Genomic DNA, 14,205 nt, shown 5'->3' on the forward strand with positions numbered 1-14,205 from the left:
CAGCTCGGCCTGGTGGGATGAGGAGCACGAGGAATACGAGCTGGAGCTGAGCATGGATATCGGCGGTGACGCCAACCAGATGCGCGTCTTCACCATCACCAGTGTCAACGGCGCCGGTAATGTTATCGACTCCACCGCAACCGTGGGTTTTTTAGGCACCCTTTCCACCCGCTTGACCGGCACCTCGGTGGTCAGCAACTATGGCGGCACCGATGAAGACGACGAGTGGGTCGAGGCCCAAAACGGCAGCGGCAACACCAACTGGGACGGCCGGGACATCCGCACCCAGTCCGGGGCCCAGCTCGCCCTGGGTCAGCTGGAACAGGCCATAAACAATAAGGACGTCAAGCGCGCCGAGTTGGGAGCCTTTGCCAACCGGTTGGAGAACACCATCACCAACCTGCAGATTCAGGTGGAGAACCTGCAGGCCTCTGAGAGCCGCATCAGTGACGTGGATGTGGCGCATGAGATGACCGAGTTCACCAAAAACAACATACTCTCCCAGGCAGCCACGGCCATGCTGGCCCAGGCCAACAGCCTGCCCCAGCTCGCCCTGAAGCTCCTGGGTGCATAAAACATAAAAAAGCCTCGCACCAACCAACGGCCACCCCCCCGCACCTGTCCCGGCAAGCCCCTTAAAAGGGCTTGCCGGGACTTCTTGTTATTAAAGTTTTTTTTGTTTTCTCATTCTTTATTCTTAAAATGGTTTTAAGAAAATATAACTGCATGAAATTAATGTTTTTTATCCCCATCCCCAGACCCGGTTTTCCTTTGCGGAAACAAAGCATCCTCAAAAATTTCAACACCCCGGTTCAAGAAACCATCTATCCATGCCGAATAGATAATTGAGCGCTCCGTGAAGGTGACGATCTTCACGACCCGGGAACGGGAAATGCTTAGGGAACCAAAAAATCACCTGGCGAAAATGCTTTGAGACTTCCAAGCGCCAATGGATTAGGCGCGCATTAGCCTAAGGAGGGGTCTAATGAGTCTGGTTATTAATCATAACTTAATGGCTATGAATGCTGCCCGTAACCTCGGAAGCATTTATAGCGATCTGAGTACATCTACTCAACGCTTATCTTCGGGACTCAGGGTCAACTCGGCAGCCGACGACGCCGCCGGTCTGGCTATTCGTGAGTTGATGCGTTCGGACATTAGGGTGCTCAACCAGGGTATCCGTAACGCTTCGGACGGTATTAGTATGATTCAGACCGCTGAGGGCGCCATGGGCGTCATCGACGAAAAGCTCATCCGTATGAAGGAACTGGCAGAGCAGGCATCCACCGGTACCTACACCACGGCTCAGCGCGAGATCATGAACTCCGAGTATCAGGCCATGGCCGCTGAAATCGACCGTATCGCAAACGCCACCGACTTTAACGGTGTCAAGCTCCTTGACGGCTCTATGCAATATGGCCACGAGGGCAGCGGCCTCAAGGTTCACTTCGGCACCGGCAACGAGTCGGCGGAAGACTATTACTTCATAAATATCGGTGATATGCGGGCCACCGAGGCCACAGGCCTGCGCGTGGGCAACTCAGACGACAGAGACACCTTGCGCACTCTCACCTTTAACGCGACCTCCCCTGCTGACGCCCTTTCCGAGAGCGCGTCGAGCACTGACGGCCTCTTCGGCATCCGCTACAGTACGGATTTCGACAACGAGAACCCGGGCAACGCCACCTGGAATGTCTATGGTTATGTTGATATTGACGCATCCAGAGACAGCATCGATGACATCGTGGCGGACATCAACAAGGGAGCCCAGGCCTCCGGAACCATCACCATGACCGCATTGAGCGGCGGCGGCTCTGCCACGGACGACATCTCCACCCAGAGCCTCACCGTCAATGGCCAGGTCTTCTCCTTTGCCACCGGCTCCGGAGTGGGAACTTATAACGGCGGCTCCGGCACCGGAACCGTAAACCTGACCACCACCAGCTACAGCGCAACCTCGGTTGCCTGGGACACCGCGGCCTTCCTGAATGCCAACTCGGCATCCATCGGAGTGCACGCAGTGGCAGACGGTGCGACCGTACATCTGTTCGCCAATGAGTGGGGTGAAGAAGGTAACTCCATTAACACTGTCTCCGCTTCCACGGCCATGAGCACAGGTGCGGCGACCCTGGAAAACGGCGGCGACAAGCAGATGACCGCCAGCGCCTACTACGATGAGGTGAACGAAGAGTACGAGCTTCAGATCCAGATGAATGTGGGCGGTGAAACCCATCAGGTGCAGATCTTTAACCTCACCACAATGAACGGCACCTCAGACATTGTGGGCGGCGTGATCTCCGGCACCTCCATGGGCGGCACCTGGGGCGGCGTTTTGCCGACTAACGACGCCCCGACTTCGGTTCTGACCGACTACGGTTCGGCTGACGAGACCGACGAGTGGATCCAGGCTCAGAACGGAGCCGGTGAAACCAACTGGGCCGGCGCCGACATCCTGACTCAGACCGCGGCTCAGGAAGCCCTTTCCGGTGTGGACGCAGCCATCAACAAGAAGGACACCGCCCGTGCGGCCCTTGGCGCCTTGCAGAACCGGTTGGAAAACACCATCACCAACCTGCAGATCCAGGCGGAGAACCTGCAGGCGGCTGAAAGCCGGATCAGTGACGTGGACGTGGCCACTGAGATGACCACCTTCACCAAGAACAACATCTTGGCCCAGGCCGCAACCGCCATGTTGGCCCAGGCCAACAGCCTGCCGCGCTTGGCGCTGCAGTTGCTGGGAGGCTAGCCAGGTGACCGGGCTTAAGCGCTCAGTCTAAAACCTTCAACCTTGGCAGCGGTTCCTTGTCTCAGGCAAAGGACCGCTGCCAATTAATGAATCCGGCACAGTTTTATCGCTCCCCAAGCAAGGCAACCGGTCCTTTGGGCAAGGTTGCCTTAGCTTTGTCCCGGAAAAAAATTCCCGGTCTTTCTTACCTTATTTTCTCTCCCCGATTTAAAAATCAGCTTTAAGCCCGTGGTATTCGCTTGTTTTGTTGGCATGTTATTTGAATGCACTAACTGTGTGCCAAGGTATGACTAACCAAAATAAGCGGCGAGGATTTAAAATGAATAACCAGATTGATTCCCCGGACGGTTTTTCCGTGCCCTTTGATCTGAAAGGCGCGGATGTGTTTGCCCCCCGGACAGCCTCACCGGATGAGAGCTTTGACAAAGCCCGGGAACTGCACCAGGCCGGGGAAACCGAAAAAGCGGTTCTTTTATTGCGCGAGATACTGGCCGGCCAACCGGACCATAGGGCCTCCCTGGAGTTGCTGGGGCGGATTCATATGGATAATCAACAGTATGATCAGGCGGTTACGGTTCATAGACAGTTGGTTAACTACCATGTGGACGGCAAGACTCAAAACGCCTTGGGCGTTTCCCATCTCATGGCCGGTGAAATAGAAATGGCCGAGTCGGCTTTGTCTCAGGCTGCCAGGCTTAATCCCCAAAGCCGAACCTATCAGGCCAATTTGGCCAAGGTTCTTATTATGGGTGAGAAATGGCAAGAGGCCTGCGATCATCTGGAAAAAGCCCTGACAAATGCGGGCAGCGGCCCGCGGGGGCAGTTGAGCCAGCTGCTGGATCATTGCCGCCAGCAAATGGGGTCGGCAATTTTTTGACGGGTTTGGCCTTGCAAACAAACCGGCTGTTATCGGCCGGGCGCTAGATGAGGTAAAGAGGTGAATACTGAAACCCAGGTTGCAAAGACGGCAATGGGGCCTTCCTGGCTGCGCCTTGATCTGCCCCATGAAACTGTGCAGAAAAACAACCTGATCTATGATTATTTAGAAGACGCGTCCCTTGAAGACAGTGCCTTTTCCCGTTGCGGTCATGACTCAACCTTCAGTTCCTATGTGACTCGGGAGAATATTGAAAACCGGGTTCAAGATTTTGTGAGCCGCTTCGGTTTGGATGATAAGGATAAACTAAGCTCCCTTTTGAGCGGGGTGAAGGTGATGGCCGATCTGGGCTCCGGGCCGGGGATCTATGTGCAATGGCTGGCTCGCCTTTTCCCGGATAAAGAGGTGATCAGCCTTGATTCCTCCGGGATGTTGCCCGCTTTTGATCTGCATTTTGGTAGGTTGGATAATGTAACCTTGATCCTGGCCGATCTGGACCAGGCCCTGCCGTTTTTTGACGGGTCCTTGGACTTGGTGATCATGGACTATGTCTTAAGCCATGTGAACCGGCCGGATGAGGTCCTGGCCAGGGTGGCGGAGAAGATCCCGGCTCATGGCGTGTTGGCGGTTTCCTTTAGCCTGGAACAGTCCTGCATACGCACCTTGAGTGACAACTATCTCCGATCAGTCTATGCCAAAGACCAGGAGAAAGCCGATCTCCTGGCCGGGGAAATGACATTATTAGCCAAGGAACTGGATGAGTTGGGGCTTACGGTTGCGTTGAAAAACGATTACCCGAACCTGGGCATCGGCTCCGGAGAGTTAAGTCTGCAAAGGTTTATTTATCATTATTTCCTTAAGTGTTTTTGGAACGGAGACCAGGCCTACAGCCTGAAAAGGAACCGCAACAACTTTACTTATCCCTGGCGTCTCTTTAAACCGGAAGAGGCCCTTTCCATGGTGGAAGAGCATTTTAATATCCATTATCTGCATCAGGACCGCAGCACTCTTTCCATATTGGCCGGCAGAAAAGCTCTCGGGGAGGGCTAAGGCATGGCTTTTGAGATAAGACTCAGAGACCCGGAAAACCCGCTTCACAATTGGGACGGGTTATTGAAATGGGAAAACAGATCTCTTTTGTTCCAGTCCCGTTCTTGGGTCGATCTTTTGAAAGACTACCTGCCGGAAGTGCGGGAGAGGACTCTGGTCTGCCTGGAAGACGATCGCCTGGTTGGGGTTCTGCCCATGCTGGTCAAGGAGGGTGAGGCCGGTAAGGTTGCCAACTCCTTGCCTTATTTTGGCTCTAACGCAAGTTTTATCCTGGAAGCGGATCTGCCGGAGCCGGATTTGGTGCGCCAAAAACTTTTAACTGCATGGCGGGATCTGGCCGAGCGGGAAGATATTCGGGTCTCTGTTTTTATCGACACGCCCTGGGGCGGAAACTCAGGTTTTTTAAAAGGCCGGACCTGGGATTCAGGCGATTTGAGAATGGGGCACATGACTCCCCTGGGCTCCTTGGCCGAGGTTGAAGACCCGGTTCAGGAGCTTATGAACCTTCTGCATTCCAAAACCAGGAATATGGTGCGCAAGGCTTTTAAAAGTAATGTTAAAGTAAGTGCTTCAAGTAATCCGGAAGATCAGGATTTTTTGGAGCGCACCCATGCGGAGAACCTGGCCGCCTTGGGCGGAGGGGCCAAGGATCGCCGGTTTTTTGATTTGGCCAGGCAAAGGTTGGATACACTCACTTACGTGGCCAAAATCAATGATGAACCGGTGGCTGCTGCCTTTTTGGTCCGCCATGGCCGGGTGATAGAGTATTTCACACCGGCCTTAAAGGCCGAACACCGTTCGGCCCAACCCCTAAGCGGGCTTATATTTCATGCCATGCAGGATCTGGCCGCTCAGGGGGCTTTGTGGTGGAACTGGGGGGCTTCCTGGCCCAGTCAGAAAAGCCTGCAGACCTTTAAAAAACGCTGGGGAACCGTGAATAGCGAATATGGCTATTTCATCAGCCTGTCGGGAGGGCTTGATCCCTGGCTGGCCCTTGGGCCTGAGGGGATCAAAAAAGAATATCCCTATTTCTATGTGCTGCCCTTCTCTGTTTTGGAAAAGGGAGAAGCCTGATGGTGTCGGTGGTCTTCTATGGCAGCTATCCCATGAGCCTGGATCTGCTCAAGGCCCTGGACCAGGACAGCCGCTTTGAGCTCAAGGCGGTTGTCACCGCCCCGGAACAGGGAGCTGGAAACAGGCCGGTTCTGGACTGGCTTAGCAAGGTTCCCCGGGGGTATCCGGTTTTCACTCCCCATAGCCTTTCCGAGGATAAAAGGCCAGCCAAGCTGCTGGAGATCGAATGCGATTTGGTCCTGGCCTGCGCCTATTCCCTATTGATACCGGCTGAGCTACGCCAAAAAGCCGATTTTGCCTTGAATCTTCACCCCTCCCTGCTCCCGGAATTAAGAGGGGCCGACCCCTTGCGCTGGGTTATTTGGCAGGGCGGGGAAAAGACCGGGGTGAGCCTTTTGGAGCTCAGCGACCGGTTTGATGGGGGATGTATATACGCCCAGTGGGAATATCCCCTGGATGATAAGACGGATTTGGGAAGCCTGTATCTGGGGTTGTCGCAACTAACTGCTGCAAAGGCGCCGAATGCCCTTTTCGACTTGGTCAATGGAATGTTTGCACCGCGCAAACAGGATGAAACCCAGGCGACACAGGCTCCCCCCTTTAGTGAGAGACAGGTGCATTCAGGGCTTTCCCTGGAGGAGATAGATCGTTTGGTGCGGGCCAATTACCCGTTTTCACCGGCATATTTTCAGAGAGCAAAAGAACGTTACTACCTGGGGCCGGGCAGGAAAACTCAACTGACCGGTCAAACCGGATTTGTTGCCCGGAAAACAAAAGACGGTTTTTTCATTGAAGATGGGAAAGAGGCTTATCTCTTCAGCCTTCTAAAGAAAGAGGGTTTCAAATAGTTGGGTCATCTCCCGAAGCCGCAGTGGGATTGATTAAAGTAAACAGTTTAATTGCGGTTCGGTTTATATAAGGAGACGATAAGTGGTGCGAAGAGAATATAACGGCCCGGATCAGGTGCAGGCCCAGGTATTGAGCCGCATGGGCTCCCTGGAAAAAGAATGCCGGCGTTCACCGCTTTACGCCTGGAGCAACGGGCTTACTGAGCTGGACTATTTTCCGCCGATCCTCTATATCTCGCCCACCAATGCCTGTACTCATCGTTGCGCCATCTGCGCTCACAAAGATTATATGCGCAAAGGCCTAAGCGAAACCGGCGAGCGCCAACGGGGGTTGATGGACTGGGACCGCTTCAGGGCTATCTGCGAACAGATTCCCGATGATGTGGCCAGGATCTATTTTTACAAACACGGCGAGCCGCTTCTGCACCCCAGGTACCTTGAAATGGTCCAATATTTGCGTCAAAAGGTGGGGGACAAGGTGGAAATAGCCATCAGCACCAATGCCACCCATCTTAGAAAAGAAATGGCCCGCCCCCTGGCCGATGCCTTTGACGTGATTCTGCTTTCCACCTATGGTTTGGACCGTCAAACCTTTGCCTCTTTGCACGGTAAAGATGATTTTGGCAAGGTAATGGCCAACATAAAGGATTTTCACGATCAATATGCAGCCATGCCTTCACCCAGGTCCAAGGTTTATTTCAATTTTGTGCGTCAGGCGGGAAACCTGCATCATTCAGACGATGAGGTGGAAGAGTTCATGATATCAAAGTTTCCTTATTTTCATAATTCCATTCATGGAGTTTACAACTTCGGGGGACGGATCTCGGAAGGTAATTTCGGCATTTTTGAACAGGAAGATAAAAGCGATTTCCCGGTATGTGTTTTTCCCTACACCATTTTCACCGTACTTTGGGATGGCTGGGTTTCCCATTGCATGGTGGATGTGGAAGAGGTTTTCCATGGAAACGGCCGGGCGCCTGATTCCAGTCTGATGGATCTTTTGAACCACCCTGGCCTGATTGATTATCGCCGGGCCTCGGTGCAAAGGGATTTTCCAGCCCTGTGGCAGCGTAGGTTGGCTTGTGAAAAATGCAATTGGCTTTTCCATTTAAGGGCCCAGTCCTTGAATTACCTGACCCTCAAAACCAAGCAAATAGCCGAAGGCTTTAAACTCACCGGGCACGAAGGCCTGGAACTCAGCGCAGCTGAGATGCTGTATAACGGCCTGGTGAAGTATCTGGAAGGTGATATGGCCGGAGCGGCCGGGGGCATGCTTTTGGCTTCCGAAGTAGCTGGAGAAGACTGGATCAGGGAAAAGGCTGCCTTATGGGAAAAAAACCTGAGAAAGGTCTACGCTCAGCGCCATGCCCTGGAAAAGTGGGAAAAGGCCTTTAATAATGAAGGTATAACCATGCGGCATCTCTTTAAAACCACCTATTTTGAATCCTCGGAGCAAGGCAGGAAAAAAAGGTTGGATGAACACAACTTTTAGAATCACCTGCCGGGCCGGAGGCGGTTCTCCACGGTAGGCGATTTTTACCCGATAAAGTCGAACAAAAAGGGTTAGCCATGCCGTTAAGGCAAGCCAACCCTTTTTTAATTTTTTTAGATAGAAGAGATAGTTAAAAAAGAACCCGAACAGGTCTGATCAGGCTTGGTTATCCGGCAGGCATTCAAGCAAGGGTTTGCTTTTCAGCCCCATTTTGTCCATGCGCATTAAGAGTTCCATGAAAAGGTCTCTGACTCCGGGTCGGGAGCGATTGCGCAACTCTCTCAGCCTGGCCGGATTTTGATAGTCTTTTTTGATGCTTTCATAAAATGCCACATCCGGTGTGTTGACATAGATGTGAATAGGGTGAAAGCAAAAGACCATTAATGAGGGCAGGGCAAGGTCAAAGTCATTCAGTTTCGGGGCCTGGTTCCTTTCCAGATCGCGCAACCAGGATGCATCTGCAAAGAATATGGGCATTTGCCAGAGGCCAAGCATGGGTATGGGCTTTATATCCTTTTGGTAAAGCATCATATAGTCGCTGGAATAGAGCAGTCCCGCCTCAGGGTAGGTGGCGGTTATGAGCCTGCCGTGAATATAAAGGGTGTGCGCCCTTACACCCTTGGCCTTAGGATATAGTTCAAGCAAACTTTTTAAATGTTCTGCCTCGCTTATTTCTCGGTTGTGATAATTGGGGTGCAGGGCTGCTTCATGCCCTTTTAAAAGCACCGCCGGATAGTCGGAGGTGCAAAAGGCCGTGCACCTCTGGTTGTGTTCGGCCAGTAGATCCATAGTGTCGGATAAGACTGCATCCGGCACCCAGTCTGTATCCAGGGTGAGGGATATCATGATTCTTGCCCTTTTGTTTCAGGAAAATAAGGATTTTCCGGCACCGGACCGCCCAAGGTGACTACATGCAGATACAGAGCCTTCCAGCGGGCGGCGGCCTTGGCGGGATCGAGATTTTGTCTTATCCAGGCCGCGGAACGGTCGCCTGTTTCAGACAGGGTGGATGGATTTGAAACCATCTCGGCCAGGCGTATGGTGAGATTTTGGGGAGAGACCGGAATAACCGGGGCTTCGGGCATAAGGGTAAAATCCAGCCCGCTCAAGTTGGCGGCCACCGGCAAGCCCACAGCCATGGCCTCCAGGGCCTGGATGCTTAGGCCGTTCAAGGTGAGGTCATCCAAAAACAGGTTGCTGTTGGCCAGCTCCAGCAGATAGTCCTTGCGGTTCAAGTTCTCCAGCCAGTTGAAGGTCATCTCCAGGTGTTCCTGGATCTCGAAGCAGACTTGCAGAATCTGATCCAGATGTCCCCGCCTTTGGTGTCGGCTGTGATAGGCCAGAACCGGGGGCCCGGATAAGGTGGCGGAATTTCGGGTGGGAATATCTTCAAGGTCCAGCACCGGCGGCATATGCACCAAAGGCACCGGGCAGGTGGACAAGGCTCCGGTAAGGGGCCAGGAGGTGGCGACTATGCCCCCCTGATAATGGCGAAAAAATATTTCCGAGTTATTTTTTTTGAAATATTCAGGGGTATAGGTGAAGACGGAATTATTGGGGCGCAGATGATCCAATAAATTGAAGTTTTGGGCCTGAAAGGATTCGTCGAAAACATGGATAAGATCTGCGCTGATAATTTCTTCAAGTGTTTGCTTGAATCCATCCAGGGAAAGGTCCTTTAAGACCACGTCGCCATACGGGCCATAGGCCGGATCAAGGTAGGTGTAGCTTTTGGCCTTGACCCCGGGCAGCCGGTTAAGCCCTTTGGCCAGGCTTGCCGGCAGGCCATGGATGTTGTTGGGTGATAAAACAGCGATCCTCACTTGGTCTCCTTGTGAACGCAAAGCACCAGGTGCTTGAGATAATTCATTTTTTGATAAGCGGGATGCAGTTGGTCACGGTGGGTCAACCCGACATTCAAAAGATTTGAAACAACCCGGCAGCCTGAGAGGGCTCGCCCCAGTTCGGAGAGTCCTTGAGGCCCGAGAAGATGAACCGAGCCGCGATCTTCTGTGGTGACTGTCTGATCCGGCTCACCGGGTTTGTTCAGCACCAGGTCGACTATCAGGGTCCTTTTAGCTACTCGCAAGGCCTGAAGCAGGGCTTCATGCGGGTCTTGGGTTACAAAAAGAGTGCCTTTGCTGAAGACTACGTCAAAAGAGGCATCTTCAAAGGGAAGTTCGAGGGCGCTTGCCACCTGGAAATTGATTTCCGGATAGCGGTGTTTTGCGGCTTGAATCAGTTCCGGGGTGACATCCACTCCGGTGTATTGCATCTTGACTCCTCGTTTGTTCAAAAGGCTGTGGAGCGAGCCTGCCGCACAACCCAGGTCTAAGAGCGAGGAGCCCGGCGGCAGGTGTCTGGCCACCAGCCGGCTCATGAAAAACCAGGTTTGATCGTTGTCCAGTTGTTGCACCTGGTCCGGCGTCAAGTCGTAATGCCTTACCGCCTTTTGATTGGCCCAGGGTTTTGCCTGTGTTTGACTATTCATGAAAACTCCAGGGGAAGGCCTGAGTCACAATGAAAAAATCCGTATTTGATGCCGTTGTACAGGTGGGCGAATTGGGTGACCGAGCGCATCTCGTCATAATGTTTTCTGACGAATTCATAAGACCTGTCGCCTATGGCGTTTACCAATTCGTGATCGCTGACCAGACGCCTCAGCAAGGGGGCCAGGCTCTCAGGCGTGATCCGCACCACCGGAGTGTCCGGCATATAGCTTAAAACATGGGGGTTCACACTGGAAAGCGCCACATGCCCCATGGCCATGGATTCCACTGAGTTGAGCCCAAAGGTGGGGGTGCCCATTTCGTCATAGGTTATGTGCCCTCTTGCCTTGCGCTCCAGGCAGGCCTTGTTGTCCACACCTTCAATGATATCCATTTCGACCTTGAATTCCCTCACCAGGGGTTCCATGGCGGCAACAAAGTCGGCGGTGCGTTTTATTTCCCGGTTGGTGGGAGCATGCACCACCCGGATGGCGTCTCCCGGGTTAAGCCTGGGAACCCTTTCAAAGGGGGTGGGATCGAAGAATTGCTGAATATGATAAAATTTGCGGTGCAGGGGAAAGGCCTGGGTCCAGCCGAATCCCACCACCGCTGCGATATTTCTTTTGAGGTGCCACAAAAAGAGTTTTTTGTGGTTCATACGCAGATAAGAGCCGAAATACTGGACCAGGCAGTTTTTTTCATTAAGTATTTGGTCGAAGTTCAGGTTGGGCAGGTTAAGGGCCTGTCTGCCTATATGAAAGAAATCCGCCTGCCTGACCAATTGGTGTATTTCATTCAAATCATGAAACACCTGTCTGCCGTTTTGGTCGTTTATGATTATATCCCGGTCATATTGTAAATAATCGTCTTGTACAATTATGCACCGGGCCTTGTGGGGCGTGTATTGATTCAGGGCCCGGCAAAGTTTGGTAAGCTGGCCGGCCACATTGAAATCAGCGTAGATAAGTACATTCAGACCGGTTTTGGCTGGCTGTTTTTCCGGGGGCACCAGTTTCATAAAAGGGTCATTTGAGATGGGATTATCCATCAGGGGCTTTGTTTTCTCCCCCAGCTGAGTGCGGCAGTTTTTTATCAGCTCCATCTCCGGGGCTTTGGGGTCCTGACCGTTTAGCTGCCAGGCCTTTTCCAGAAAACCAAGGGCCTGAGCCCAGTCTTTTTTCAGCATCAGCACCTTGGCCAGGTTGTTCAAGCTGGGCCTGTCTTGAGGCATCAGTTCCACGGCCTTGCGCAGGAACTGTTCAGCCGCGGGTGCGTCTCCCTGCATGACCTTGGCAATACCTAAAAGATTGTGGGCCTGGCCGTGATCCCTGTCCTGGTTGATCAACCAGGCAAAAACCTTATCTGCGCCTTTGGCGGCCTGCGCCCTCAAGAGGGCTTCACCCAGTTCCAAAAGCATCCCTGTGTTGGTGGCCTGTTCAGTGGCCAGGAATGGGTCCAAAAGGCCCATGACCACATCCAACCGGTTCTGGCTGATAAGCTCCATCAGCCTGGGTTGGGAACATTCCATTGATGAGTCTGCAAAGATGTTGTTAGGCAATTGAATTCCGTCTCCGCGCATTTTCAGGTATGGGCCCTTCCCGGCCGGACGGGCAGTCTTGGCGATAATCGGTTTCAGGCCGCCTTTATCTGGGAGGGGGGCTTGCTTTTCATGAGTTCGTTGGTCATTTCATCAAGCCCAAGGCTCTGGTAATAATCTCCGGCCTTGCCCATAAAGAGTTGCAGCCAAAGTTCAAAATTGACCAATGACCAGATCAGGAGCCTCAAGTTAATGCCGCAGCGGCAATGTGCCTCCATCACCTCGGTTATAACCCTGGGTGAGATATAGTCGTGGCACATGGCGCCTTTACGCAGGATCAGCCTTTTTACCAGCTCCAGGTTGCCTTCCCTGAACCACGATTCATCCGGAGAGCTGAAACCTTGCTTTTTCCGCTCAGATACTTCCTTGGGCACCAAAAGGCTCATGGCCTGGCGCAATATGTTCTTGCCGTCGTCATGGGTCTGGAAATAGGATTTTTTCTTGCCAAAGGCGTTTTCATCCTGGTGTTTCCATTCTTCCAGGTCTCTCAATTTATAACGTACCGGGATTTTTTGAGCAAAATCAACTAGATCATTATCCATAAAGGGGAAACGCTCCTCCAGCCCATTGGCCATGGAAAGTTTGTCTCCCACCAGAAAAAGCCCGTGTAGAAATGTCTTGGCCTCAAAATAAAGTGAGTTGGCTATGTGATCTTCCGGGGTCTCATAGGCCAGGTTGGAGTGAAAGGTGAACACCCGGGTGAGCACCCGGCGCATATCATCCCCCTCCATATGGCGTTTGGCCGCAGGGGTGAAAAAGTTTTGGCGCAGCCCTTTGGGAATAAGCCTTTGCCAATAGGAAAAATAGTTGTCGAAAAATTCCTTTTTACCCAGGGAGTGGCTCACCCGGTAGTAGCGCCAGGGGTAGCCGCCAAATAATTCGTCGCCTCCGGCGCCGCTTAGGCAAACCTTGACGAATTTGGAAGCCAGCCTGGCCGCATAGTATTGGCCATAGGACATGCCCAGGCGCAGGTCTTCCAGGTGATTCACCACAAGCGGCAAGGCCCAGCCCACATCGGTGTGCCCCACTATCTGTTCAAAATGTTCGGTTTTAAACAGATAGGACATAAGTTCCGCCTGAACCCTTTCATCAAAGCTGGCCTCAACCCCGTGCACGCTTCCCATGTGCCAACCACAGGTGAAGGTGTGCATGCGGTTCAGCTCCCTGGAGGCGATGGCCACCAAAGAACCTGAGTCCATGCCGCCCGATAGATAGGCCCCAACGGGCACGTCAGCCACAAGTTGGCGCTTGGTCGCTTGAATCAATAGCCTTTTGACCTCGCAGATCGCCTCTTCCTGGCCCATGGACTGGTCGGGGTTGCTGAAATTGTAATCCCAATAGGCCCTTCTTTTAATCTCTCCTGTCCGGGTGTTTATGGTCATGATATTGGCCGCGGGCAGAAGCTCTACACCCTTGAACAGGGTGTGGTAGCGAAACAGGTTCTGAAAGGTGAAATACTCGGCCAGTGCCTGATGATTGACTTCGGCAGTGTAAAGGGGGTGAGCGGTTATCGCTTTGATTTCAGAAGCAAATACCAGATTTTTGCCCAGCTTGGCCAGGTAAAGGGGCTTTACTCCGAAACGGTCCCTGATAAGGTGAACCATTCCCTTTTGGTGGTCCGTCACGGCAAAAGCGAAATGCCCGTTCAGCCTGGGAACCAGATCCTCGCCCCATTTTTTCCAGCCGTGCAGCAAAACTTCCGTGTCGCATTGGCTTTTGAACAGGTGGCCTTGCTTTTCCAGCTCAGAGCGCAGTTCCCTGAAATTGTAAATAGTGCCGTTAAAGACCACGGCCAGGTTCCGGTCGGGGGAGACCATGGGCTGACTGCCGGCGGGCGAGGGATCTATAATCGCCAGCCTGCGGTGAGCCAGACCCACTTTTCCCTTCAGAAAGACTCCCTCACCGTCCGGCCCCCTGTGGGCCATGGCTTGGGCCATCTTTTGCAAAAGGTTTTCCGAAGGGGGCTCAACCTCGCCCAGGCCCGCTATCCCAGCTATGCCGCACATTCTAATACCCTTCCAATGCAGGAGGT

General features: G+C 52.9%; 12 protein-coding genes. 7 read left to right on the forward strand and 5 right to left on the reverse strand.

The window, feature by feature from the left end:
• The 7 genes from X474_RS25825 to X474_RS21090 all read left to right on the forward strand — a co-directional run.
• Nucleotides 1-574: flagellin (locus tag X474_RS25825; protein ID WP_269433217.1), on the forward strand; the 574-nt coding region annotated here is incomplete at its 5' end.
• Between the two features lie 411 nt (nt 575-985).
• Nucleotides 986-2,746: a flagellin N-terminal helical domain-containing protein gene (locus tag X474_RS27105; protein WP_082464546.1), complete on the forward strand. Its 1,761-nt coding sequence runs from the start codon at nt 986-988 to the stop codon at nt 2,744-2,746.
• A 319-nt stretch (nt 2,747-3,065) separates the two neighbouring features.
• Complete coding sequence (locus X474_RS21070; protein WP_044351827.1) at nt 3,066-3,623, forward strand: tetratricopeptide repeat protein; 558 nt, start codon at nt 3,066-3,068, stop codon at nt 3,621-3,623.
• 60 nt (nt 3,624-3,683) lie between these two features.
• Complete coding sequence (locus X474_RS21075; RefSeq protein ID WP_156360873.1) at nt 3,684-4,673, forward strand: class I SAM-dependent methyltransferase; 990 nt, start codon at nt 3,684-3,686, stop codon at nt 4,671-4,673.
• A 3-nt stretch (nt 4,674-4,676) separates the two neighbouring features.
• Nucleotides 4,677-5,747, forward strand: coding sequence for a GNAT family N-acetyltransferase (locus tag X474_RS21080; protein ID WP_044351830.1), 1,071 nt, complete (start codon nt 4,677-4,679; stop codon nt 5,745-5,747).
• Nucleotides 5,747-6,595 carry a methionyl-tRNA formyltransferase gene (locus X474_RS21085; RefSeq protein ID WP_044351832.1) on the forward strand — a complete coding sequence of 283 codons (849 nt, stop codon included), beginning with the start codon at nt 5,747-5,749 and terminating at the stop codon, nt 6,593-6,595. Before X474_RS21080 ends, X474_RS21085 begins: the two co-directional genes overlap by 1 nt.
• Nucleotides 6,596-6,677: 82 nt before the next feature.
• Nucleotides 6,678-8,087: a radical SAM/SPASM domain-containing protein gene (locus X474_RS21090; RefSeq protein ID WP_044351833.1), complete on the forward strand. Its 1,410-nt coding sequence runs from the start codon at nt 6,678-6,680 to the stop codon at nt 8,085-8,087.
• Between the two features lie 156 nt (nt 8,088-8,243).
• On the opposite strand, the gene X474_RS21095 is transcribed toward X474_RS21090, so the two are convergent.
• The 5 genes from X474_RS21095 to asnB form a co-directional block, all read right to left on the reverse strand.
• Nucleotides 8,244-8,933 (reverse strand): polysaccharide deacetylase WbmS family protein, encoded by a 690-nt coding sequence (locus X474_RS21095; RefSeq protein WP_044351835.1) that lies wholly within the window; start codon nt 8,931-8,933, stop codon nt 8,244-8,246.
• The gene (locus tag X474_RS21100) at nt 8,930-9,910 is read right to left on the reverse strand and encodes a glycosyltransferase (protein WP_044351837.1); all 981 of its coding nucleotides are present in this window, start codon (nt 9,908-9,910) and stop codon (nt 8,930-8,932) included. Before X474_RS21100 ends, X474_RS21095 begins: the two co-directional genes overlap by 4 nt.
• Nucleotides 9,907-10,578 carry a class I SAM-dependent methyltransferase gene (locus tag X474_RS21105; RefSeq protein ID WP_052515480.1) on the reverse strand — a complete coding sequence of 224 codons (672 nt, stop codon included), beginning with the start codon at nt 10,576-10,578 and terminating at the stop codon, nt 9,907-9,909. The genes X474_RS21100 and X474_RS21105 overlap by 4 nt, the downstream gene beginning before the upstream one ends.
• A complete protein-coding gene (locus X474_RS21110; RefSeq protein WP_197282219.1) occupies nt 10,575-12,104 on the reverse strand; it encodes a tetratricopeptide repeat protein in 1,530 nt (509 codons plus the stop codon). The genes X474_RS21105 and X474_RS21110 overlap by 4 nt, the downstream gene beginning before the upstream one ends.
• Before the next feature lie 104 nt (nt 12,105-12,208).
• Complete coding sequence (asnB, locus tag X474_RS21115) at nt 12,209-14,179, reverse strand: asparagine synthase (glutamine-hydrolyzing) (protein WP_082464548.1); 1,971 nt, start codon at nt 14,177-14,179, stop codon at nt 12,209-12,211.
• Nucleotides 14,180-14,205: the final 26 nt, after the last annotated feature.

Origin of the sequence: Dethiosulfatarculus sandiegensis, from assembly GCF_000931935.2 — a bacterium.
GTDB lineage: Bacteria > Desulfobacterota > Desulfarculia > Desulfarculales > Desulfarculaceae > Dethiosulfatarculus > Dethiosulfatarculus sandiegensis.

Bases quoted from the DNA above. Each gene is read 5' to 3' on its own strand.
- X474_RS27105 (WP_082464546.1), top strand. From the start codon at position 986: ATGAGTCTGGTTATTAATCATAACTTAATGGCTATGAATGCTGCCCGT.
- X474_RS21070 (WP_044351827.1), top strand. From the start codon at position 3,066: ATGAATAACCAGATTGATTCCCCGGACGGTTTTTCCGTGCCCTTTGAT.
- X474_RS21080 (WP_044351830.1), top strand. From the start codon at position 4,677: ATGGCTTTTGAGATAAGACTCAGAGACCCGGAAAACCCGCTTCACAAT.
- X474_RS21085 (WP_044351832.1), top strand. From the start codon at position 5,747: ATGGTGTCGGTGGTCTTCTATGGCAGCTATCCCATGAGCCTGGATCTG.
- X474_RS21095 (WP_044351835.1), bottom strand. From the start codon at position 8,933: ATGATATCCCTCACCCTGGATACAGACTGGGTGCCGGATGCAGTCTTA.
- X474_RS21105 (WP_052515480.1), bottom strand. From the start codon at position 10,578: ATGAATAGTCAAACACAGGCAAAACCCTGGGCCAATCAAAAGGCGGTA.
- X474_RS21110 (WP_197282219.1), bottom strand. From the start codon at position 12,104: ATGGAATGTTCCCAACCCAGGCTGATGGAGCTTATCAGCCAGAACCGG.
- asnB (WP_082464548.1), bottom strand. From the start codon at position 14,179: ATGTGCGGCATAGCTGGGATAGCGGGCCTGGGCGAGGTTGAGCCCCCT.